A 22,582-nucleotide genomic window follows, 5' to 3' on the forward strand; every position below is an offset into this window, starting at 1 on the left:
AATTAACGAGATATACGTAGGGTGGGCAACTGGTTGCCCACCGAAAATATCGGACTGAAACGGTGGGCAAAAATTTGCCCACCCTACGGGTGATAAAAATATGGTAAGGAAAAAATATGTAAATTAACGAGATATATGTAGGGTGGGCAACTGGTTGCCCACCGAAAATATCGGACTGAAACGGTGGGCAAAAATTTGCCCACCCTACGGGTGATAAAAATATGGTAAGGAAAAAATATGTAAATTAACGAGATATACGTAGGTGGGCAACTGGTTGCCCACCGAAAATACCGGATTGAAAGGGTGGGCAAAAAATTTGCCCACCCTACGTGTAATGTGAAATGCTGAAATATGAATAATATAAATATGTGATGTGGATCGAGAAAATGAGATTTTTTTATTGTTTAGGGTGATGAAATAATGATATTAACACGGAATATATTGGGAGGTTTTATGCCAAATTATCGCCGTGTTTATTTAGAAAATGCCTATTATTTTTTCACTGTTGCGTTACAAGATAGAAAAAGCACATTACTGATTGATCGTATTGATTTATTAAGGCAATCCTATCAAAAGGTATGTCAAAAATATCCGTTTAAAACGATTGCAATTTGTATTTTACCTGATCATATTCACGCTATTTGGCAATTACCCGAGGGCGATACAAACTATTCATTACGTTGGCAATTAATAAAAAAATATTTTTCATCTAAATTACCTATCAGTAACACTAGGAGTGAAAGCAAAATCAAGCATAGAGAAAAAGGGATTTGGCAACGGCGTTTTTGGGAACATACGATTGTTGATGATCGGGATTTAAATAATTGTATTGATTATATTCATTATAACCCTGTTAGACACGGTTATGTTGAGCGTTGTGAGGATTGGAAATATTCGTCAATTCATAAAATAAAAGATACGTAGGGTGGGCAACTCGTTGCCCACCGAAAATATCAGGATTGAAACGGTGGGCAAAAATTTGCCCACTCTACAAAAGGTTAAAATAGCTTTTGGTTCAACACACTCGATGAGGAGAAATTTAATAAGTACAAGCTGTTGGATTTTTCGTAATTTTATCTATTGTGAGCATTGTGCGGAAAACTACAAAAAAAGGCTATTTTGTGTGAGCATTATTGAAATACATACAGAAAATCGCAAAAAACTGTGAGTATTGAATGTAACACTTACAAAAAAACGCTAAAATCTGTATGTATTCTTTTGATAGATACAAAAAATGTGGAAAATTTGTAGGAGTTCTTATGGAAAATGCGTACCGGGTCCCTGATTTGTTTTCGTTACCTGATGTGGAAACAAAAGCGGTATTGAAAGCGGCGAATCTTGCTCATCAAGCTTTGGGTGAATTGAAAGGGATTGTGAATACAATGCCAAACCAAGATATTTTGTTAAGTACATTGCCTTTGCAAGAAGCGAAGGATAGTTCGGAAATTGAGAACATCATTACAACACAAGATGATATGTATGCGAGCAATTATGAAACTCAGCATTTTAGCTCGTTGGCAGCTAAAGAGGTACATCGTTATGCTCAGGCTATGCAGTTTGGTTTTCAGCAAGTGAAAACTTATCAGCTTTTGACTTTGAGTACGATCAAAAATGTGCAACAAATTTTAGAAAATAATAATGCGGGTTTTCGTTGTCAGGCAGGAACGAAATTGATTGATCAAAATACGGGAAAAAGTGTTTATACACCGCCGCAGTCCAATAATGAAATTGAGTATTATATGGGGAAGTTAGCTCTTTTTATCAATGATTCTGAGCAATTAGATTATGATCCGTTAGTGAAGATGGCGATTATTCATCATCAATTTGAGAGTATTCATCCTTTTTATGACGGGAATGGGCGAACAGGGAGGATTATCAATATTTTATATCTGGTTTTAAATGGTTTATTAGACAAGCCGATTCTTTATTTATCCCGTTATATTAACCAAAATAAACGAGAATATTATTATTTATTGCAAGAAGTAAGAGATACCGAAAGTTGGGAGAAATGGCTTCTTTTTATGTTGAAAGGTATTGAGAAAACGGCAAAACAGACATTAAATTTAGTTACTGAAATTAAATCTTTAATGCAAAAACATAAGAAAATAATAAAAGATGCAAATCCTAAGTTATATAGTCACGAACTAATCAATAATCTTTATAAATATCCTTATACCAAAGTAGAGTTTTTAGCTGAAGATTGTGAAGTTCATCGTAATACGGCGTTAAAACGTTTAACAGAACTGGAACTATTGGGAATAGTTAAAAAAACAAAAATTGGGCGAGAAAGTTTTTATGTCAATCAAGAACTTTTTGAGCTGTTAGCACAATAGATACGTAGGGTGGGCAACTCGTTGCCCACCCTACGAATGAAAATATTGTAAGGAAAAAATATGCAAATTAACGAGACGGTGCTGGAGCAAACGGCGATTGAGAAATTTCAATCGGTAGGTTGGCGTTATGTGTATGGCAAGACGATTTTGGAAGGCTTGGAAAATCCGTGGCGGGCGAGGACAAGTGCGGTCATTTTTGAGAACCTTTTGCGTGAGGCGGTGGAAAAGTTCAATCCCCATTTGCCGGAGTTGGCTGTCGATCAGGTGTTGAGCAAGGTGCGTCAGGTTGAAGGGCGGGATTTGTTGGAGAAAAATCAACTTGCTTATGGCTATTTGCGAAACGGTGTGCCGGTGGTGTATCAACAAAATGGCGAGCAAAAGCACGATGTGGCACAGCTGGTGGACTTTCAAGCGGTCGAAAATAATGATTTTTTGCTGATCAATCAGCTTGATATTCAAGGCACGAAAGGTAAGCGGATTCCTGATTTAATCGGCTATGTAAATGGTTTGCCGTTAATGGTGTGCGAGCTGAAAAATCCGCTGAACATTGAGGCGGATTTGACGATGGCGTGGCGACAGTTGCAAACCTATAAAGAGGAAATCGGTGATCTGTTTATTTTTAACCAGCTTTTAGTGATTTCGGACGGCGTTACCGCTCGAATCGGCTCGCTTTCCGCCTCTTTTGAACGCTTTACCCCTTGGCGTGTGGTGGATGAAAAGCAAAAAAGTCTGCGTATTCCCTTTGAACAAGAGCTGGATGCGGTGCTAAATGGTGTGCTGTTGCCGGAATGTTTTTTGGATTATGTGCAGAATTTTATTGTGTTTGAAAGCAATGAAAAGGGCAAAATAATTAAAAAATCCGCGGCTTATCATCAATATTATGGGGTGAATGAAGCCCTCGATTGCACGCTGGTTGCGAGCAGTGAGCAGGGCGATCGCAAAATTGGGGTGATGTGGCACACGCAAGGCTCGGGCAAGTCTCTTTCAATGCTGTTTTATGCCGGCAAATTGTTAGCCCAAAAAGCGTTGAAAAATCCGACTATTGTGGTGGTTACGGATCGCAATGATTTGGACGGGCAACTTTATCAAACCTTTTGTGGCGGTTATGCTTTGTTGAAACAAACGCCGATGCAAGCAGACGGGCGAGAGGATTTGCGTCAGGCATTAAATGCACGCCAAGCAGGCGGTGTGATTTTTACCACCATTCAAAAATTCGGCTTGTTAGAGAATGAAGATAAGCACCCTGTGCTGAATAGTCGGGATAATATTATTGTGATTTCTGATGAAGCCCACCGCAGCCAATATGGCTTTAGCCAAAAACTCAATCAAAAAGGCGAATATCGCACGGGCTACGCTCAATATCTCCGTCACGCTTTGCCGAATGCCTCTTTTATCGGCTTTACAGGCACGCCGATTGAGGCGGAAGATAAAGACACGCAAGCGGTTTTTGGGCGTTATGTGTCGATTTATGATTTTGAAGATGCGGTGATTGACGGGGCAACGGTGCCGATTTTCTATGAAGCGCGCCAAATCCGCTTGGGCGAAAGCGAGGAATTTGACAATGTGGTGCGAGAAAGTGAGCTTGATGAAGCCGATGAGGAGAACGAAAAAAGCTATAAATTCCGCATTTATGAGAAACTGGTCGGCAATGAGCAACGGCTTGAACGTTTAGCCGAGGATTTTATTTATCATTTTGAGCAACGCATTGCGGTTACAGACGGTAAGGCGATGATTGTGGCGATTAGCCGTGCAGTGGCGGTAAAATTGTTTGAAAAAATCACCGCACTTCGTCCCGAATGGGCGGCAGATGATGTCCATCAAGGGGCGATTAAAATTGTGATGACAAGCAGTGTGAACGATCCTGAAAGTTGGCAGAAACATAATCAAGATAAAAAAACGCTCGAACGGCGGTTTAAAGATCCTGATGACCCGTTGAAAATCGTGATTGTGCGGGATATGTGGCTGACAGGTTTTGATGCCCCTTGTTGCCATACGATGTATATCGACAAGCCGATGAAAGGGCATAATTTAATGCAGGCGATTGCACGGGTTAATCGGGTTTTTCATAATAAAAGCCGTGAAAATGGTGGCTTGATTGTGGATTATATTGGGCTGACGGAGGAATTGAAAGCCGCTAAACAGCAATACACCAATGCAGGCGGGAAAGGCTCGGATGTAAAACAAGATGTTGAGGCGGTATTCGCAAAAATGCGAGAACATATCAGCATTATTCGTGGGCAATTTGCCACGCCGGTGCAGGGAAGTGCGATCGATATTTCACAAATTTTGCAATTAACCGATCCGAATGCGTTGCTCAATGGTATTTTACGGGCGGCGAACCATATTTTGGCGTTAGATGAGGCAACGAAAGCGAACAAAACGGAACGTAAACAAGCGTTTTTACAGGCGATACGTTTGGCGAAAAAAGGGCTTTCTCTCTGTGGGGCAATGTCTGAAACCGAACCTTATAAACCCGAATTGGCTTTTTATGATGCGGTGCGGGCGACCATTATTAAAAATAGCACCACCCGAGAACCCGCCACAGGGCAACAGGATAAACAGCTTAAGCTGACACAATGGCTAAATCGTGCAGTTACCTCAGAGGGCGTGGTGGATTTATTTGAGCTGTTGCATCAAGAACGCCCGAATATCAGCTTGCTTTCCGATGAATTTTTAACCACTGTCAAACATAGTGAAGTGCCGAATTTATGGCTTAGTGCGGTGGAAAAATACCTCAAAGCAGAAATCCGAGAGCGTAGCACCGCCAACCTTGCCACCAAGAAAACCTTTGAAGAACGTTTAAAAGAAGCGATGAATCGCTATCACAACCAGCAACTGTCGGTGATTGAAATTCTGCAAGAGTTAGTGGAACTGGCGAAAGATTTTCACCAACAGCAAGCCCGAGGCGAAGCCTTGGGGCTAAGTCAAGCGGAATTAGCCTTCTATGATGCTTTAGCACAAAATCAAAGTGCGGTGGAATTGATGGGCGATTTGGTATTGGTGCGTTTAGCCAAAGAACTCACCGAACGCTTACGAAAATCCGTTACCATTGATTGGCAATATAAAGAGGCAGTGCGAGCCAAAATGCGGATTTTTATCAAACGTTTATTGCAAAGTTACAAATACCCACCGGATTTACAGCCTGAAGCCATTGAATTTGTGTTAAAACAGGCGGAAGTGATTGGGGAGGAATGGAGTAAATAAAAATCAGCCCCTTTAAACGTAGGGTGGACAACTTGTTGCCCACAGATTCAAAGAGGATATTTCAATGGTGGGCAACAAGTAGCCCACCCTACCTTATTAAGATTATTCTTGCGAATCCATTTCTTCTGATGTTTCTTCATCATCCACATCGCAAACACGTTCCAGGCTTACTACGTGTTCATTTTCTGAGGTACGGATTAGGCGAACCCCCTGCGTGTTACGGCCCACAATTCCCACTTCACTTACACGTGTGCGAACCAATGTGCCGGCATCGGTAATCAACATAATTTGATCGGTTTCTTCCACTTGGGTTGCCGCAACAACTTTACCGTTACGCTCGCTCACCTTGATGGAAATAACCCCTTTCGTATTACGCGATTTGATCGGATATTCGCTTAATTGTGTACGTTTGCCGTAACCGTTTTGCGTTGCCGTTAAAATTGTTCCTTCACCTTTTGGAATAACCAATGAAATCACTTTGTCGATATTGAGATCTAAGGTTTTTTCTGTGTTTTCATCGGAAACTTCTTCAATTTCGACCGCACTTTCATCATCGGACAATTCATTTGTTAAGGCGAGTTTAATGCCACGAACACCGGTTGCCAAACGTCCCATTGCACGCACGGCGCTTTCTGCGAAACGTACGACACGACCTTGAGAAGAAAACAACATAATTTCATTGTTACCGTCGGTAATATCCACACCGATCAATTCATCTTCATCACGTAGATTCAAGGCAATAATACCATTTGAACGTGGGCGACTGAATTCAGTGAGCGCAATTTTTTTCACGATACCGCCGGCAGTCGCCATCACCACAAATTTATCTTCTTCATAAGCGGATACCGGTAAGATCGCCGTGATTCGTTCATTTTCCTGCAATGGAAGAATATTTACGATAGGGCGGCCACGTGCGCCACGGCCTGCTTGCGGAAGTTGATACACTTTCAGCCAATATAAACGCCCGCGACTTGAGAAGCAGAGAATCGTATCATGTGTATTGGCGACTAATAATTTTTCAATGAAATCTTCTTCTTTCATTTTTGTTGCAGATTTACCCTTACCGCCTCGGCGTTGCGCTTCATAATCGGTAAGCGGCTGGTATTTCACATAGCCTTCGTGTGAAAGGGTAACAACAACATCTTCTTGTGCAATTAAATCTTCTAAATCAATATCGCCGGAGGCTGTGGTGATTTCGGTTAAACGATCATCACCGAACTGGGCTTTCACCTCTTCCAATTCTTCACGAATCACTTCCATTAAACGTTCTGCACTATTTAGAATATGAAGAAGATCTGCAATTTTTACCAATAATTCTTGATATTCTTTTACCACTTCTTCAAAGGCAATACCGGTTAAACGGTGTAAACGGAGTTCTAAAATCGCATTAACCTGTGCAGGCGATAAATAATACTGTTCGCCTTGAATGCCTAAGTTTTCTTCAAGATCATCAGGTCGTGCATTAATATCAAGTAAATTAATAATATCGCTGTGTAACGCCCAAGAACGGGAGCTCAGTGCGGTTGCGGCTTCTTCACGATTTTTAGAATTGCGAATAATGCCGATCATTTCGTCAATATTAGAACGCGCTACCGCTAAACCTTCTAAAATATGGGTGCGTTCACGTGCTTTGCGTAATTCAAAAATCGAACGGCGGGTTACCACTTCACGGCGGTGTAATACGAAAGATTCAATGATTTCTTTCAGATTGAACAGGCGAGGTTGACCATGATCCAACGCCACCATATTGATACCGAAAGTAACCTGCATCTGTGTCAGTGAGTAAAGGTGGTTTAACACCACTTCACCTACGGCATCGCGTTTTATATCGATTTCAATGCGAATCCCTTCTTTATTTGAAAGATCGGTGATATTGCTGATACCTTCGATTTTTTTCTCGCGAATAAGCTCGGCGATTTTCTCTACCAATTTTGCCTTATTCACTTGATAAGGCAATTCGGAGACGATGATTTGTTCACGACCTTTATCGTTGCTTTCAACTGCAGCACGGGCGCGAACATAGACTTTACCACGACCGGTGCGATAGGCTTCTTCAATTCCTTTACGCCCGTTTATCAATGCTGCGGTTGGGAAATCCGGACCCGGAATATGCCGCATTAATTCATCAATCGTAATTTCGTTGTTATCGATATACGCTAAACAGCCGTTTAACACTTCGTTTAAGTTGTGTGGCGGAATATTAGTCGCCATACCCACGGCGATACCGGAAGAACCGTTTGCAAGAAGGGCGGGGATTCGGGTCGGTAAAACATCAGGAATCATCAATTCGCCGTCATAGTTCGGCGAGAAATTTACGGTTTCTTTATCTAAATCGGTAAGTAGAGCTTGCGTAATTTTTTGCATACGCACTTCGGTATAACGCATTGCCGCCGGCGCATCACCATCAATCGAACCGAAGTTACCTTGACCGTCCACCAACATATAACGAAGAGAGAAAGGCTGCGCCATACGCACAATGGTCTCATACACGGCAGAATCGCCATGCGGGTGATATTTACCGATAACATCACCCACCACACGGGCTGATTTTACATATTTTTTATTCGCCGTATTGCCTTCGCGATCCATTGAGAATAATACTCGGCGGTGAACCGGTTTTAAACCGTCACGCACATCAGGCAAGGCGCGCCCGACAATGACCGACATCGCATAGTCGAGATAAGAAGATTTCAGCTCTTCTTCAATATTGACAGGGGTAATAGAGGAATGGATTGAATCCGTCATGGGTATTCCTTTTTCGATCAAAAAATTGCGTGAATTGTAGCATAAGAGAGGATTTTTCCCTAGTTTTTCCCATGAAAAAACGGTGGGCAAAAAATTTGCCCACCTTACAGCCTTAACGGCAATTCCCGTAGGGGACGTTGGGCGAAGCCGTAACGCTCCACGATTCCTCGGTATTTTTACGGTGCGTTACGCCTTGTGGCTAATTCACCCTAAGGATCTTAAAAAATGCGGTTAAAAAAATCGATATTATGTAGTTGTTGCACAAATCACAGTAGGGGCGTATGCAATATGCCCCTACCAACATAATAAAACTCTCTTTGTGCGATAGATACATAATAACGAAAAACTAACCGCACTTTTTTACTTATTGCACCAGCAAGTAGAAATTGTTATTGCCACGCAAGATATTTAATGCGACTGCCGAAGGTTTTTCTTCCAGAGCTTTACGTAAATCTTGGGTTGATTCCACCATTTGACGGTTCATTCCGATAATAATATCACCAACTTTCAAACCGCGTTGTGCCGCAAGAGAGTTCGGTTGAATTTTCGTTATCTCAATGCCTTTAACACCTTTAGCGTTGTAATTGGTTAATTCTGCACCGTCTAAGGCTTGTAATTCAACGCTACCGCTATGTTGTCCTTTACCGTCATCCGATTGTAATTTGACTTTCACATTTTGTGATTTGCCATCACGCAGATAGGTTAATTCAATTTCTTTGCCTGCACCGGAAGTGGCGATTTTAGCGCGCATTTCCGCAAAGCTTGAGATTTTTTGCCCATTCATCGCGGTGATAACATCACCGGCTTTAATGCCTGCTTTTTCTGCGGCGGAATTCGGTAAAACTTCACTCACAAAAGCGCCCTGCTGTGCATTCACGTTGAATACTTTTGCTAAATCAGCATTTAATTCACCGCCTTTAATCCCCAATAAACCACGACGTACTTCACCAAATTCTAAAATTTGTTGAACAATGTTGTTTGCTTGGTTACTTGGAATGGCAAAGGCAATTCCGGCGTTACCGCCGCTTGGAGAAATAATTGCTGTATTGATCCCGATTAACTCGCCGTTTAAATTGACTAAAGCACCGCCCGAATTACCTCGGTTTACCGCCGCATCCGTCTGAATATAATTTTCATAAGCACCGCTATCAGAACCGGTTGAACGTCCTAAAGCCGAAACGATTCCGGATGTAACGGTTTGTCCTAAACCGAATGGGTTTCCGATTGCTACCGTAAAATCTCCCACGCGTAATTTGTCGGAATCCGCAAATTTAAGTGCGGTCAAATTTGACGGTTTTTCGATTTGAATCAGCGCAATATCGGATTGTTCGTCTTTACCGATCAATTTCGCTTTAAATTCACGCCCGTCTTGTAAGGTAACGTTAATTTTATCCGCACCATTGATAACGTGGTTATTGGTTAATACATAACCTTTATCGGCATTTATGATGACGCCGGAACCTAACCCGCGGAAATTACGACCACCGCCTCGGTTGCCGAACTGTTCGGCGAATTGATCGCCAAAGAAAAATTTAAACTCTTCCGGAATGTCATCGTACATTGGAGAGCGGTTATTGGTTTTTGCTTTGCCTTCCACGGAAATGGTGACTACCGCAGGCTGTACTTTTTCAAGCATTGGCGCTAGGCTGTTTTGCTCGGTGATAAAACTCGGCAGGCTTGCCTGTGTACTGATAGAGGCGCCTAAAACACTTAAACCTAATGCGATACTCGTTAATATAAAATGTCTTTTTTTCATAAAATCTCCAAGTAAAAAATATCTTGCTAAATGAGCGTTTCGTGAGACAAAAAAATAGGGTAAATGTTCAAGAAAAACAAGCGCGTATTGTAAAATGATTAAAAAAAGTGCGGTCAGAATTGAAATTGTTTTTTCTGACCGCATCTTACAATATTTTGTGTAAGCACTGCATAATACTAAAAGACTTAATGATTTTCTTTATCTGTCTTTAATAATCCCGAAGAGCCTTCCGAATAATCTTTCGGAGCTTCTTCCTGCGGTTTGTCCGTCGCCGTAATCAATTGCTGGGTGAATAACCCCTTTGGATTTTTACCAAGCAAGGTGTCGGAAGAATTTGCATAGTGACGATAGAGCTTTTGATAATCGCCGATAAGGGTTTTAAATAATTCCGCACTTTCGGAAAAATGTTTTTCGAGCTGCTCGTTTTGAGCTTCAAGTTGAGCCTTTACTGTTTTGAGTTCGACTTCCGTTTGTACTTGGTGTTTCACTGAACCCTTGGTGAAACGTAAAATTAAGTAGCCGATAATCACTCCGACGATTAAGCCGATACCGGCAGCCAGCCACATTTCAGTTGTCCATACTTGCATAATTACTCCTTAATTGTGTTTATTAGAAAGCTGAATTGTAAAGGAAATGAAACAAAATTTCTTTGCGGAGGATCACAAATTTAACATTTACACGGCGGCTGTGATCACGATTTCTACCTTCCATTCCGGCACGGCTAATTTGGCTTCGACTGTTGCGCGGCTCGGTGGGTTTTTACGATCGACCCATTCATCCCAGGCTTGGTTTAACAGGGTATAATCTTGCATATCCGCAAGGAAAATTTGTGCATTTAAAATATTCCCTTTATGTGAGCCGATTTCCGCTAATAATTTATCAATTAATGATAAGACTTCTTTTGTTTGCTCATAGGCATTTTTTCCGACTGTGCTATCCGGTACTTGTCCGGCAAAGTAGGCAACACCATTATGAATAGATACCTCACAAAAACGATGGCTTGGCTGAATGCGTTGAATAGACATAATAACTCCTTTCAGATTGAATTTTTTCTATTCTAAAACGGCGCCGAATCTTTGTAAATTCAAGTTTGTCAAGGTAGAATGGCGAGAATTATTCTCACTTATACACAAAGGTGAAATTAAAGATGAAGTTGCTGATTTCCAATCAACATGGTGCCATAGTGATGGCATTACTGCCTTTTATTTATGGAACGTTACTTGCACATCCGGTGTGGGAACATACTTTTTTACTGGCTGCATGGTTTTCCCTTTATTTGATGAGCTATCCTTTCCTGAATTTGTTTAAAGGTAAAAATAAGGCGGAATATGGAAAATGGACGATGATTTATGCCTCTACAACTTTCATTTTTGCCGTACCTGCTTTACTTTATAATTGGCAAGTTTTGTATTTTATGGCGGCAATGTTGCCTTTGGTTTTTGTAACCGTTTATTTCACCAAGAAAAAAGATGAACGAAATTTATTAAATGATTTTGCCGGTATTGTGATTTTTGCTCTTGCCGGAATGGGAGCTTATTATTTTCCTGAACGCGCTTTTGATGGCAAAATCTGGTGGGTAGCGATTTATCCGACTCTTTTCTTTATCGGTACGACGCTTTATGTAAAATCTGTGATGAGGGAACGAAAAAATCCGAAATATTTATGGGTTTCGATTATTTTTCATTCTTTATTGGTGTTGTATTTCGCCCTTATCGGACAATTTTATTTGGCACTTGCATTTTTTGTAAGTTGGATTCGTGCGGTTTTTTTACCTCGTAAGAAACTTTCCGTAAAACAAGTAGGTCTAATCGAGCTGGTTATTACAGCCGTTTTCTTTATTTTTCTTTTACTCGAGACTTTATAATGGATTTTGTTATGAAAAAAATAGTTATGATTTTGACCGCACTTTTTAGCTTTTTCAGCTTACCAGGTTATGCGGAAGAGTTATCGAATACCTCGAATTTAACAGATCAGCAGCGTTTGGATATGGCGCAAGGGTTTGCCAATAAACAAGATTGGAAATCTGTTTTTGACATTATGCAACCTCTTGCATTAGAAGGGAATATACAGGCTCAAGGTAATTTGGGAATGATGTATAACCTCGGTCGCGGTGTGCCGCAAGATAAAGAAAAAGCCTATTGGTGGTTTAGTGAGGCGGCTGAAAGTGGCAACATTCGTGCAATTAATAATTTAGCCGTGATGTATTACAACGGAAGTTATGTGAAAAAAGATATTCCACAAGCCATCAAACTATTTCAAACGACAGCGAGAGCAAAAGATCTTGATGCAATGATGATGTTGGCAGATATTTATTTGGCACAAAAAGATGCGACGAAATCTTTTGAATGGGTGAAAAAGGCCGCCGATTTAGAAAATCCAAACGCAAAGTTACGTTTAGGTATTTATTATGAGGAAGGTATTGGTACTTCACGGAATAAATCCCTTGCCGCATTAATTTACCGAGAAATTTTAATGACGAATAACGTACCGGACGACATTAAAAATATTGCCGGGCAACGGCTGTCCCGTCTTCATTAATCGTTACAGAAGTTCAAAATATTTCTATTAAAAAATTATTAAAAAGGTCATTTATGAAAAACAACCGTTTTACTTTATTTCCCATCTTTATTTTTGTACTGCTCAATCTTTTTATTTTTTCCTTATCACGCTTAGGTTTATCTTTATGGCAAGTAGAACGTGTTTCCGCTGTTAATGGCTGGGGGGAATTATTGCTACAGGGTATCCGAATTGATATTGTCGCATTATGCTATTTGTTCGGTGTTCCTGCACTTTTCACCGTATTATTTCACACTTCATCCCTTTGGAAAAAAATTTTACGTATTTGGTTAACTGCCGGTAGCGTATTCATTCTTTTTATGGAAATTGCCACTCCGGCGTTTATTGAAACCTATGATTATCGACCGAATCGGTTATTTATTGAATATTTAATTTATCCGAAAGAAGTCTTTTCTATGCTTGTTAGCGGGCATTTAAGTGCGGTCGTTTTCAGCCTTGTTTTTACCGTTTTAGCGACAATTACTTATTGGAAACTTTCCGGTTGGGCGGTGCAGAACTTGCGTACGATGAGCTGGAAATTACGTCCCGTTGTTGCGTTGTTCGTTATTGCGGTAAGTTTTTTTGGGGCGCGTTCGACTTTTCAGCACCGTGGAATTAATCCGGCGATGGTCGCCTTTTCCTCCGATTCATTGATCAATTCTCTTGTTCTCAATTCCGGCTATTCAGTGATTTATGCGGCTCAGCAATTTAAAGATGAAGAAAAATCCTCGGAACTATACGGTAAAATGGATACCGATGAAATGTTACGCATAATAAAAGCAGCGCGTGGCAGACCGGATAGTGATTATATTTCCGATAGATTTCCAACCCTCACAAAAAATACGGCGACTTATCAAGGTAAGCCGAAAAATATCGTTATCTTGTTACAAGAGAGCCTTGGTGCGCAGTTTATCGGTACTTTGGGTGGAAAACCGCTTTCACCGAATATTGATAAATTGGCGCAAGAAGGGTGGTTATTTGAAAATCTTTATGCAACCGGTACTCGCTCAGTACGTGGAATTGAAGCCGTAACGACAGGTTTTACACCCACACCGGCACGTGCGGTAGTGAAACTTAACAATGCACAAAATAACTTTTTTACGCTGGCGGAAATATTGGGTAAACAAGGCTATGATACTTCCTTTATTTATGGCGGTGAAAAGCATTTTGACAATATGGCAGGCTTTTTCTATGGAAACGGTTTTAAAACCATTGTTGATCAACAAGATTATACCAACCCAAAATTCACGGCAACTTGGGGGGTAAGTGATGAGGACTTGTTCGACAAGGCACACGAAACTTTCACTAATTTACAAAAAGAAGGAAAACCGTTCTTTAGTCTTGTATTCAGTTCAAGCAATCACGATCCTTTTGAGTTTCCGGACGATAAAATCAAGCTTTATGAACAGCCGAAAGCCACGCGTAATAATAGTTCAAAATATGCAGATTATGCTATTGGACATTTTTTTGATTTGGCGAAAAAATCAAATTATTGGAAGGATACCCTTTTCTTAATTATTGCAGATCACGATTCAAGGGTAGCGGGCGCATCATTAATGCCGATTAAAAATTTCCACATTCCTGCATTGATTCTGGGAGATGGGATTGAACCACGCCGTGATGATCGTCTGGTAAGTCAAATTGATATTCCGACCACTTTACTTTCTTTAGCCGGTGTAAGCGGAAATTACCCGATGATAGGATTTGATTTGACCCAAGATGTTAAACCTGACCGTGCGATTATGCAGTTTGATCAAACCCAAGCTTTAATGAAAGGAAACAACGATGTAGTGATCCAAATTCCAAATAAAGCGGCACAAGGCTATTTTTATGATAAAACAGCAGAAACCCTCACAGAAAAAGAAGTACCTGACACAATGAAAAAAGAAGCTCTGGCTTATGCTTTATTGGGGAGTTATTTGTATAAAAATCGCCTGTATCAATCCGGTGACGAAAAGAAAGATTGATTCAATAGCCCGACAGAGAAGAAAGTGCGGTATTATGTATCAGTTGCACAAAGCGCTTTGATATTTCTTGGGGTAGGGTGGGCAACTAGTTGCCCACCATTGAAATATCGTAATTAGAAAGGTGGGCAAAAATTTGCCCACCTTACAGGAACGATGGTATTTACGATGTTTTGTGCAATTGCTACATAATACCGAGAAAGTGCGGTCATTTTGACCGCACTTTTTTATGGCGGATTGTTATTTATTCTTTTGATCCTTTGCTAATCCCACACCGTTATAACCGCGTTCGCGCATAATCACTTCTTTAGACTTGCGGATCATACTTTCAATCGTCATACCTTGTACTAAGATAGAGAAAGTAACCACGGCGTATGTCATACCTAAAATCAGATCCCGCACATCCATATTTAGCCCTTCAATATAAGATTTTCCCATAGGAATGGAGAGTGCCATAGCAAGCGCGAGGCCGCCACGTAAGGCTCCCCAGGTAAGAACCCGTAGGGTGTAAGGGTTATATTTGCGGTAGCGTTTCATTATTTGGAAAGGTAGCCATACGCTGGCGTAACGACAAACCAGACAAATAGGAATAGCGAGAACAATTAAAATTAAGCCTTGCCATGAAACGTTAATCAGTAAAATCGCCAAACCGATTAGGATAAATAATAAAGAGTTAAGAAAGTGATCGATCATTTCCCAAAAATGATCGAAATAGCGTTGGCTTTGCTTTGAAAAGCCGGTATAACGTGTCCAGTTACCGATTAGTATACCGGAAACGACCATTGCAAGCGCACCGGAAACATGGAGCAGATTTGCCAACATAAAACCCGCCGTAGGAATGGTTAAAGTTAATAAAATTTCCAATGAGCCATCATCCGTGGCGGAAATTAAATAATGTGCAATTAAGCCGATGACAAAGCCGAATACGATACCGCCGAGGGCTTCTTTAAAGAAAAGGTGTAATATACCGCCGGCAGTCGGTTCTTGTCCGCCGAATGCAACGGCAAAAACGGTGGTAAAAATCACTAAGCCGATACCATCGTTAAATAGAGATTCTCCCTCTACTTGCATTGATAACCGTTTTGGTGCTTTCAAGTTTTTAATAATCGCGAGTACGGCGATTGGGTCATCAGGCGAGATCAATGCGCCGAATAAAATACAATAGATTAAATCAATGTGCCAACCGAACAGTTGGGCTACGCCGTATGATAAAAAGCCAATAAAAAAAGTGGAAGCAAAAGTGGAGAAGAGGGCGAAAGTAGTGATTTCCCATTTTTGATTTTTAAGTACCGGTAATTTTATACCCAAGGCGCCGGCAAATAATAAAAAACCTAAGATTCCGTTAAGTAGAAATTCTTTAAAATCAATTCGCTCAATCACTTTAGTTGCAATATCGTCCAAATTAAACCAGTTCAAATAGCCTAATAAGACCAATATTAGCGAACCGACCATTGAAGTGGCGGTGATGGCAATTGTATATTGAATATTGTCGTTTATTTTTCGCGTAACAAAACTGATTAAAATCGCGATAGCGGTGAGAAAGCAGAGGTATGTGTAAATGTTCATATATTATTCCTAAATAAAAGGATTATCTGATGGAGATTCAGCGGTTGCCTAGTATAAGTAAACTGCTATTATTTATAAAGATTGCTTTGAGAGAAATAAAATAATGAAAAAGATTAATAAAATTTTTGCATTTTTACTCTTAATGGGTATTGCAATAGGAGCTTATCGTGTTAGCGGATTGCATATTTTTGAATCTCTTCAAATTATGCTAAAAAGTACCTCACAAAATCATTTTAAACGGATAAATCCGTCGTGTTTTATTAATGAGGCACTGAATCCGCCCTTAGAAAAAACACATATTCGTTTATTGAGCTGGAACATACATAAAGAGGCGGATAAAGGATGGCAGCAAGATTTAACACGTTTTGCACGAAATCAGGATTTTGTATTGTTACAAGAAGCGACACCGCAGCAAAATTTACCTTCATTTTCAACCGCACTTTTTGTTTCAAGCTTTGCTTATCAAGGGACAGCCTACGGCGTGAAAACATTTTCAAAAACGATACCTAAACGCTATTGCGGCATTTCGCAGCCTGAACCTTGGATTCATATTCCCAAAGTGGCAAATGCAGCACAATATTCGCTTAAAAATGGTGGTGAATTATGGGTAGTGAATGTTCATTTGATTAATTTTGAATGGCAACCGGAGGCCTATCGCACACAGTTGAAAAAGATTTTCTCATTGCTTGATAATCCTAAAAGTGCGGTCATTTTGGCGGGAGATTTTAATGCTTGGAATAAAGAGCGGAAAGCCATCTTAAACGAATTTATCCAAGAATTCGGTTTAAATGAGGTTTCTTTTTCGCAAGATGAGCGTGTGCGCTTCTTGGGTAATCCGCTTGATTATGTATTCGTGAGAGGAATGAAGATGCTTTCCTCAAAAACGGAACGGGTAGTGTCTTCCGATCATTCGCCGATTTGGGGGGAGTTTGAGATGGATATTCAAAAAGAGTGAGGGTTGTATTGATAAGTACAAAAGCTCAAATCAAATTTTGTTTGAGCTTTTATTTTTTGGGGAACATTAACGCTTACGTTTTTTGGTTTTTTTGACTGTTCGTTTGCTTTTTTTCACCGTCGTTATCGTACCTTTTTTAAAGCCGTCTTCCCACGCCTGAATTGCAGCTTTTTCAACTTTTCCGCAATAAGCGATTCGTTGAGCTAAGATTTTTTGTTTGTAGGCTGCGTGTTTTTGCCCAACACCGAACCCGTCTAAATACCAATCGTCTATATCATTACAAGCGGCGATATTTAAGCGTTTTTCATAACCGTTGATATTAAAAGGTTTGCGTGAGTTGGAGGGCGTTTCGTTGGAAACCGCACAACCTGCCAGTAAAAGTGCGGTCAGAAAAATAGTTGTTTTCTTCATTATTTTCTCTCTATTTGTCAAGGATCATATTCGCGTAATAAGCCACCCGTTCAAGGGCGCGTCATCTAATTGTTTATTGTCGTATTTGATGAACGCTGGCTTCTTTGTTTTTTACGCAGAAAAAACGGGGCGCTAGACTAACACTAAAGTTTACGGAAATCATCAAAATATTTGTGGTTTTTTTGATTTTAATGAGATGTAGGCGGGGAGACCAAAAGTAAAAATTTGAGCCGGATAAACTCGGCTCAAACTGAAAGTGTATATCAACCTCCATTTTGAGGTTGATTAAAGTGCGGTCAGAAATCCTTATGGATTTGAAGAAGGCAAGGCACCGCTGTTCCATGTCGGAGATTCTGCCGGGCGTTTAATTTGTAATAAGAAACGTTGGTTTGCAGAAGCTTGCGGTTGAACAATATGACTTGATGGCGTTGAGAATGAAATGCCGCCTTTTAGTAATTGTTGTACGCTGCCGGTATTAAATTCCGCCCCTTTCCAGCCTAAGCTGAAATCATAGCCTGATGATATCCAAAACTCGGAATTTTTACGTACGAGGTGTTGGTATTTCGGCATAATAACAATGTGAATTAACACGCGATCGCCTAAGCTGTTTAGGTCGAATTTTCGAATTGTCCCGACTTCAACACCACGGTAAAGTACCGGTGAACCTTCGGTAAGGTTCAGCGCATCGTTTGTTTCAAGAATAAAAGGCACACCGTTGTTGTATTTACTGCGGTTTGCCGATGTTTGTGTGAGATTAAACTGCGTTTGAGTTTTTCCTTTCCCTATCTCTACATCAATATAAGGCTGTAAAAGACTATCTAAGTTTTCTATTGCACCGGCTGAAATTTGCGGTGAAATGATCTTAAATGTTGAGCCTTCTTTTGCAATCATTCCCATATAAGCAGGGTTGATGAGTGCTTTGGCGATGATTTTGTGTGATTTTGTATCCAGTGTAATACTTTCAATTTCACCAATTGATAAGCCTAGATAGCGTAAATTCATTCCTTTGCTAAGATTGCCGGCATCATCTGTGATAAGGGTGATCGATTGTCCGGCTGATTTTGCACGTAATTCGTTCGAATAAAGGGTTTTGTTTTTCCCGGTTCCGCTATTATCAAAACTAATCGCACCTTTTAATGATCGGGCAATCGGGGTCGCTTGAATGCTGATTCCTTTTGGCGTGATGTCTATTTGTGCAGCACTTTCTACCCAGAATAGGCTTTTATCTGTCAGTAAATGTTTGTAAGGCGGATAAATGTAAACATCCACATTAAAATGGTTGGTTTGCGGCTGAATGTTTGTGATTTTTCCTACTTCATATTGTCGATAAAGCACAATAGAGCCTTTATTGATGCTTGGCAAGGTTGATGTTTTTAAGGTGATACTTGGTTCAACCAACTTGCCCGTAATGCCTGATTCTGCATTTTGTGCGTCTTTATAAAGCGGATAACTGTTGAGTGCCTCTCCCAAGCCTTTTTTCGCAATAATCCGAATGCCGCCCTGCAACCATTTTTCCGGATGAGCGGATTCAAAGCGAACTCCATCCACGCCGAGACTTACATCAAAGTTTGATGCCGCCACGAAAAGGGTATTAGGATTAATTAAATTACGATATGCCGCTGCAATGGCAATTTCATATTCCACACCATCCACATCAATTTTTTGTTTAACAATTTCACCGATAGCAATGTTGTTGTAATACACATTTTGTCCTTCGGACACGCCGTAGCTTTCCGGTGCGGTAAGTTTCACCACAAGTGTATTCGGTTCTTTTAACAGTAATTCATTTTCTTTAATGACATTAAATTGTAATTTTTCTTGACCATCGCCGGGGATAATTTCTAAATAATCGCCACGGAAGAAACGTTGCGGATTTGTTAAATCACCAAGATTCGGTTTTCTATTGCGTAAAATAATATGTGAATTGGTTTTTAATAAATTGGCTTGATTAGGATCGATTAATAATGTGCCTTTCAGCATATCTTTATTGTTTTCCACCGTAGTAAGAGAGGAAAGGATACCGATTTTATGGTCTTGATAGTACACACCTGTGTGATCGGCTTCTAATCCGCTCAAAGTCGGAATGGTCACTTCAACTTCAATACCGCGTTTTGCCGCCTGTAAGTTGGCATAAAGCGTATAAGTCGTGTTTTCTTCCGCTTTCGGGCTATTTGCCGGGGAATCAAAGGAAATCGCACCTTGCACAATCGCATTAACGCTTTCCATACTAAAATTTAAACCGGCAGGGCTAATGTTGGCAGTTACACCGCTGATGTTCCAAAAACGCGAATCTTTTTTCACAAAATGGGAATATTCTTTATCAACAACCACATCAATTTCTACTTTGTTGTTTTCATTGATTCGATAATCATAAATTTTACCCACCGGTAATTTTTTAAAATAAACCGATGCACCGATAGAAATTGAACCTAGATCATCGGAGGTTAAATGAATGAGTAGATCGCCCGGGGTAACCTGCGCAATAGGCCCTTTTTCTTGCGCGATAAAAGTATCTTCACTCTCGCCGTCCCCCGGTTGTAGCGTAATATAGTTTCCGGAAACAAGGGAGTCTAACCCTGAAATACCGGCAAGGGAAACGCTTGGTTGCACCACCCAAAATTTTGTATTTTCACGCAGCACGCCGGTTGCTTCCGGATAAATATTCGCAATCACCTCCACTTTTTGCATGTTGTCGGTAAAGTTTACTTTCTTCACGACACCGATTTGTAAGCCTTGATAACGAATTGGCGTTTTATCCGCCACTAAACCGGCACCATTAGTGAAGGTGATTTTTATACTTTTGCCTTGCTCTTCCACGATTTGAAAAAATAAAATTGCACCGATACAAAGGGCAATAAAAGGCAAGAGCCAAAATGGCGATACCTTTCTATTTTTACGTAAAACCGCTTTAACGGTTTTATATTGCGAATCTACGTTTGAAAGCGAATTTGAGGCTTCTTTATTCGTTTGTTGTTTTTCGGTCATAAATTTTCCAAATAAATCGACTATCGAATTGTGAGGTTGAAATCATTGTTAAAAAAACGGCTGCACCAAAATAAAAAGCCGCCGGGCCTACAGTAAAATTAATAATTTGTCCGCGTGTAACAAGTGACATCATTAATGCAAGAACAAATAAATCGAGCATTGACCAACGTCCGACAAAATGAACGATATGTAATAAACGCATTTGCCATTTTATGGAGTGTCGCCAATTGAAATGAACGCAAGCAAGCAAATAAAGCATAATTAAAATTTTGCTAATGGGGACAAAAATACTGGCGAAAAAAACGACAAAGGCAACAAAGTAGCTTTTCATCTCGATAAATGATATCACACCCGACATAAGCGTATCTTCTGATAATGCTCCTGCTAAATAGACACCGGAAATCGGTAGAAGATTAGCCGGGAAAAGCATGACGATACCGGCGATAAGTGTTGCCCAAACACGTTGCAACTTTATGGATTCGGGTAAATCTAAACGAGAATCGCAGCGAGGGCAAGTCGAATATCCATACTGACGTTTTATTGCCGAATGGGGGAAAGAATAATTGCAAGAAGCGCATAGTTCAATATGTTCAAGGTTTGAATAGGTTTTGTTATGTTCGGGATAAAAGTCATTCCAGAGTTCGTCTAAATTGATTTTGATAAATAATAATGTTGTTAAAAGAGCCGTAAATACAAAAGCAATTAAATAAACATCGATTTCCAGAGCGGCATATTCACGGACTTTAAACATAGATACGCCCAGTGCTACGAGATATACATCAAACATAACCCAAGGTTTAATGTAACCTAAAAACAGTAGAACATTACGCGGACGAATCCCAAGTAATTTTGAGAACCACAGCATTAAGACTAAAATTGCAAAGGAAATCGGCATTAATACGGCACAAATAAAAACTAAAAAAGCGGTATATTCATAGCCTGCCGTTGCCATTTTCCAAATGCCTTCCCACACAGAGGCATCGACTTTTACACCGAGTAAATCAATACTTAATAGAGGAAAGCTTAGTGCAAAAGGCATTAAAATAAGAATTGATAATGCAATCATTGCACAGCGATGCAATGACCAACGGTTCGTTGTGCTTAATGTGTGATGGCAGCGTGGGCATTCCGCGTGTTCATTTTGTGGCAAAGGATAAATAATAGAGACGATCTCATCACATTCCCCACAACGGGTAATTTTATAGCTGGCATTGGATAAATTCGGAATCGTCGTCATTATTGTCTCTTTTTACGAATAAAAGTGCGGTCGGAAAAAGCCGTATTTTAGTCTGAACCCTCCCTATTTGTGAAGTTAAATGCGTGAAGGTTTATTAAAATTGGCTCCTTGAGAGAAAAACTTAATGGCCAAGCCTGTTCGAATCATTGTCAATTCTCATAAAAGTGCGATAAAATGCATGGGTTTTTATTTTCAATTCTAGGACAACAGATGACAGATTCTCAACTCGACGCTCAAATTTCGGAAACATCATTAGATGTTCAAAAGCTAACGAATAATAAAGAAATCATTGCCTATTTAGCAGAAAAATTTCCACTTTGTTTTATTTTGGAAGGGGAAGCCAAACCGTTAAAAATCGGTTTATTTCAAGATTTAGCCGAAGCGTTAAAAGATGATGAGCGTGTAAGCAAAACCCAATTGCGCCACGCTCTTCGTCAATATACATCAAACTGGCGTTATTTACATGGTTGTCGCGAAGGTGCGGAACGAGTAGATTTATACGGTAATCCGGCAGGCGTGTTGGAGGCGGAACACGTTGTACATGCTGCGGCGCAACTTGCTGAAGCAAAAGCAAAATTTGCGGAAAAACGTAAAGCGGAATTGGCTGCGAAAAAAGCGCAACAAAAGCGTCAACCACGCCGTCCGAATAACCCGAAAGCAGCACGTAAACCGAAAATTGAATTAAGTGCGGTTGATTTTTCCACACTTTCTAAAGGTTCAATCGTTAAAGTGAAAGTGGGCGAGCATGCTAAAAAAGCAACTGTTGTTGAGGTTCTAAAAGAATCGGCACGTGTTGAGCTTGAAAACGGTTTAGTGATGAATATTACGGCTGATCGTTTATTCGCATAATGTTATTTTCTTATCGGAAAG

The 22,582-nt window shown here is 40.3% G+C and carries 16 protein-coding genes; 8 read left to right on the top strand and 8 right to left on the bottom strand.

Annotated elements, in window-relative coordinates; all coding sequences use genetic code 11:
* The first annotated feature begins 453 nt into the window (after window positions 1–453).
* The 3 genes from IHV77_RS10445 to IHV77_RS10455 all read left to right on the top strand — a co-directional run bounded on the left by IHV77_RS10445 (window position 454) and on the right by IHV77_RS10455 (window position 5,537).
* The gene (locus IHV77_RS10445; RefSeq protein ID WP_194811889.1) at window positions 454–924 is read left to right on the top strand and encodes an REP-associated tyrosine transposase; all 471 of its coding nucleotides are present in this window, start codon (window positions 454–456) and stop codon (window positions 922–924) included.
* Between the two features lie 335 nt (window positions 925–1,259).
* Window positions 1,260–2,333 (top strand): Fic family protein, encoded by a 1,074-nt coding sequence (locus tag IHV77_RS10450; RefSeq protein ID WP_194811890.1) that lies wholly within the window; start codon window positions 1,260–1,262, stop codon window positions 2,331–2,333.
* Between the two features lie 60 nt (window positions 2,334–2,393).
* Entirely contained in the window at window positions 2,394–5,537 is a 3,144-nt protein-coding gene (locus IHV77_RS10455) for a type I restriction endonuclease subunit R (protein WP_194811891.1), read from the top strand.
* Between the two features lie 102 nt (window positions 5,538–5,639).
* Here IHV77_RS10455 and gyrA read toward each other — a convergent pair whose 3' ends face one another.
* The 4 genes from gyrA to IHV77_RS10475 all read right to left on the bottom strand — a co-directional run bounded on the left by gyrA (window position 5,640) and on the right by IHV77_RS10475 (window position 11,063).
* Entirely contained in the window at window positions 5,640–8,282 is a 2,643-nt protein-coding gene (gene gyrA, locus IHV77_RS10460) for a DNA topoisomerase (ATP-hydrolyzing) subunit A (RefSeq protein WP_194811892.1), read from the bottom strand.
* 364 nt (window positions 8,283–8,646) lie between these two features.
* Entirely contained in the window at window positions 8,647–10,038 is a 1,392-nt protein-coding gene (locus IHV77_RS10465) for a DegQ family serine endoprotease (protein WP_194811893.1), read from the bottom strand.
* Window positions 10,039–10,223: 185 nt separating this feature from the next.
* A complete protein-coding gene (locus IHV77_RS10470; protein WP_194811894.1) occupies window positions 10,224–10,625 on the bottom strand; it encodes a YhcB family protein in 402 nt (133 codons plus the stop codon).
* Window positions 10,626–10,712: 87 nt separating this feature from the next.
* On the bottom strand, window positions 10,713–11,063 hold the full coding sequence (locus IHV77_RS10475) for a RidA family protein (protein WP_194811895.1): 351 nt from the start codon (window positions 11,061–11,063) through the stop codon (window positions 10,713–10,715).
* A gap of 122 nt (window positions 11,064–11,185) precedes the next feature.
* Between IHV77_RS10475 and IHV77_RS10480 the strand changes: the two genes are divergently transcribed.
* From IHV77_RS10480 to IHV77_RS10490, 3 genes are read left to right on the top strand one after another with little or no spacing between them, the layout of a single operon-like run.
* Window positions 11,186–11,902, top strand: coding sequence for a YwiC-like family protein (locus IHV77_RS10480; RefSeq protein ID WP_194811896.1), 717 nt, complete (start codon window positions 11,186–11,188; stop codon window positions 11,900–11,902).
* An 11-nt stretch (window positions 11,903–11,913) separates the two neighbouring features.
* On the top strand, window positions 11,914–12,576 hold the full coding sequence (locus IHV77_RS10485; RefSeq protein ID WP_194811897.1) for a tetratricopeptide repeat protein: 663 nt from the start codon (window positions 11,914–11,916) through the stop codon (window positions 12,574–12,576).
* A 53-nt stretch (window positions 12,577–12,629) separates the two neighbouring features.
* Window positions 12,630–14,561: an LTA synthase family protein gene (locus IHV77_RS10490; RefSeq protein WP_194811898.1), complete on the top strand. Its 1,932-nt coding sequence runs from the start codon at window positions 12,630–12,632 to the stop codon at window positions 14,559–14,561.
* A gap of 237 nt (window positions 14,562–14,798) precedes the next feature.
* Here IHV77_RS10490 and IHV77_RS10495 read toward each other — a convergent pair whose 3' ends face one another.
* A complete protein-coding gene (locus tag IHV77_RS10495) occupies window positions 14,799–16,124 on the bottom strand; it encodes a cation:proton antiporter (RefSeq protein WP_194811899.1) in 1,326 nt (441 codons plus the stop codon).
* Window positions 16,125–16,227: 103 nt separating this feature from the next.
* Between IHV77_RS10495 and IHV77_RS10500 the strand changes: the two genes are divergently transcribed.
* Window positions 16,228–17,079 (top strand): endonuclease/exonuclease/phosphatase family protein, encoded by an 852-nt coding sequence (locus IHV77_RS10500; protein WP_194811900.1) that lies wholly within the window; start codon window positions 16,228–16,230, stop codon window positions 17,077–17,079.
* Between the two features lie 66 nt (window positions 17,080–17,145).
* Here IHV77_RS10500 and IHV77_RS10505 read toward each other — a convergent pair whose 3' ends face one another.
* The 3 genes from IHV77_RS10505 to IHV77_RS10515 all read right to left on the bottom strand — a co-directional run bounded on the left by IHV77_RS10505 (window position 17,146) and on the right by IHV77_RS10515 (window position 21,712).
* A complete protein-coding gene (locus IHV77_RS10505; RefSeq protein WP_194811901.1) occupies window positions 17,146–17,490 on the bottom strand; it encodes a hypothetical protein in 345 nt (114 codons plus the stop codon).
* Between the two features lie 306 nt (window positions 17,491–17,796).
* Window positions 17,797–20,475, bottom strand: a complete 2,679-nt coding sequence (locus IHV77_RS10510; RefSeq protein ID WP_194811902.1) for a PqiB family protein — start codon at window positions 20,473–20,475, stop codon at window positions 17,797–17,799.
* A complete protein-coding gene (locus IHV77_RS10515; RefSeq protein WP_194811903.1) occupies window positions 20,450–21,712 on the bottom strand; it encodes a paraquat-inducible protein A in 1,263 nt (420 codons plus the stop codon). The genes IHV77_RS10510 and IHV77_RS10515 overlap by 26 nt, the downstream gene beginning before the upstream one ends.
* Before the next feature lie 210 nt (window positions 21,713–21,922).
* On the opposite strand from IHV77_RS10515, the gene proQ reads away from it, so the two are divergent.
* Window positions 21,923–22,561 (top strand): RNA chaperone ProQ, encoded by a 639-nt coding sequence (gene proQ, locus IHV77_RS10520; protein WP_194811904.1) that lies wholly within the window; start codon window positions 21,923–21,925, stop codon window positions 22,559–22,561.
* Window positions 22,562–22,582: the final 21 nt, after the last annotated feature.

This window comes from Rodentibacter haemolyticus, from assembly GCF_015356115.1.
Lineage (GTDB): Bacteria > Pseudomonadota > Gammaproteobacteria > Enterobacterales > Pasteurellaceae > Rodentibacter > Rodentibacter haemolyticus.

What these genes read in the sequence shown, in the direction of transcription:
- gyrA (WP_194811892.1), bottom strand. Translation starts at nt 8,282, where the DNA reads ATGACGGATTCAATCCATTCCTCTATTACCCCTGTCAATATTGAAGAA.
- IHV77_RS10445 (WP_194811889.1), top strand. Translation starts at nt 454, where the DNA reads ATGCCAAATTATCGCCGTGTTTATTTAGAAAATGCCTATTATTTTTTC.
- IHV77_RS10485 (WP_194811897.1), top strand. Translation starts at nt 11,914, where the DNA reads ATGAAAAAAATAGTTATGATTTTGACCGCACTTTTTAGCTTTTTCAGC.
- IHV77_RS10500 (WP_194811900.1), top strand. Translation starts at nt 16,228, where the DNA reads ATGAAAAAGATTAATAAAATTTTTGCATTTTTACTCTTAATGGGTATT.
- IHV77_RS10450 (WP_194811890.1), top strand. Translation starts at nt 1,260, where the DNA reads ATGGAAAATGCGTACCGGGTCCCTGATTTGTTTTCGTTACCTGATGTG.
- IHV77_RS10515 (WP_194811903.1), bottom strand. Translation starts at nt 21,712, where the DNA reads ATGACGACGATTCCGAATTTATCCAATGCCAGCTATAAAATTACCCGT.
- IHV77_RS10495 (WP_194811899.1), bottom strand. Translation starts at nt 16,124, where the DNA reads ATGAACATTTACACATACCTCTGCTTTCTCACCGCTATCGCGATTTTA.
- IHV77_RS10510 (WP_194811902.1), bottom strand. Translation starts at nt 20,475, where the DNA reads ATGACCGAAAAACAACAAACGAATAAAGAAGCCTCAAATTCGCTTTCA.
- IHV77_RS10505 (WP_194811901.1), bottom strand. Translation starts at nt 17,490, where the DNA reads ATGAAGAAAACAACTATTTTTCTGACCGCACTTTTACTGGCAGGTTGT.
- IHV77_RS10455 (WP_194811891.1), top strand. Translation starts at nt 2,394, where the DNA reads ATGCAAATTAACGAGACGGTGCTGGAGCAAACGGCGATTGAGAAATTT.
- IHV77_RS10475 (WP_194811895.1), bottom strand. Translation starts at nt 11,063, where the DNA reads ATGTCTATTCAACGCATTCAGCCAAGCCATCGTTTTTGTGAGGTATCT.
- proQ (WP_194811904.1), top strand. Translation starts at nt 21,923, where the DNA reads ATGACAGATTCTCAACTCGACGCTCAAATTTCGGAAACATCATTAGAT.
- IHV77_RS10490 (WP_194811898.1), top strand. Translation starts at nt 12,630, where the DNA reads ATGAAAAACAACCGTTTTACTTTATTTCCCATCTTTATTTTTGTACTG.
- IHV77_RS10480 (WP_194811896.1), top strand. Translation starts at nt 11,186, where the DNA reads ATGAAGTTGCTGATTTCCAATCAACATGGTGCCATAGTGATGGCATTA.
- IHV77_RS10470 (WP_194811894.1), bottom strand. Translation starts at nt 10,625, where the DNA reads ATGCAAGTATGGACAACTGAAATGTGGCTGGCTGCCGGTATCGGCTTA.
- IHV77_RS10465 (WP_194811893.1), bottom strand. Translation starts at nt 10,038, where the DNA reads ATGAAAAAAAGACATTTTATATTAACGAGTATCGCATTAGGTTTAAGT.